Origin of the sequence: Proteus sp. fly-1067, assembly GCF_040139345.1 — a bacterium.
GTDB lineage: Bacteria > Pseudomonadota > Gammaproteobacteria > Enterobacterales > Enterobacteriaceae > Proteus > Proteus vulgaris_B.
The window spans coordinates 1-727 of the sequence record NZ_JBEEUL010000093.1; the positions used below are offsets into that span (position 1 = coordinate 1).

Sequence of the window (727 nt, forward strand, 5' to 3'; positions counted from 1 at the left end):
CAGGTGAAGGCTTTAAAAAAATCATACAAATTAGCCCTAAAATAACAAACCACGTTATTAAATGAAATCCATCTATAAAAGAGGCGACATGAGATCCCCTTGCTATTAATGACACTATATATTGAACATTTTCTAATAAATCACTAGATAATTTCTGCTCTCCCGTTTGAATATAACCCCTCAATGAGTTGTGATGCGTATCATAAGATATTCGTAAATAGGTATTCATTAAAGCCCCAGCTAATGCAGGCATTAATACTCTAGCAATCGAAATATATGCACCAAGATGTAATGCTTCACTAGGCTTAATGTTTGTGACAAATGATGCAATCAACCCAATTAATAAAATACATTCACCAATAGCCTGTAACATCATTAACACAAAGAAATCATCTGCACGCCACTGATAAGTCATTTGATGTCCGATTAAGCAAGCAATTCCAATAATCGTTATCCCTATTATCATCACTAATCGAGGCTCTAATCGACGAGCAATCATTATGGCAAAAGGGCTGAAAAGAAGATAAATAATAAAAGCTATATTACTCACATCACCTATTTGCTGAGCTTTTAAACCTGCCACAATACTTAAAAAGGATGGTATAAACAAAGAGTTAGGCAACATTAAAAAACCATATAAACAAGCAATAATAAAGCAGAGCCTTAAATTATAATTTTTGAACCAATTTAAATATCCAAAGCTTTTGCTATAAACTGACGCTCTAAT

The 727-nt window shown here is 32.9% G+C and carries 1 protein-coding gene; it reads right to left on the reverse strand.

Translation table 11 applies throughout. The annotated features are described in order from the left end of the window. A partial coding sequence (locus tag ABN217_RS19310; RefSeq protein ID WP_502935138.1) for an MFS transporter occupies window positions 1–550 on the reverse strand: 550 nt, incomplete at its 3' end. Window positions 551–727: the final 177 nt, after the last annotated feature.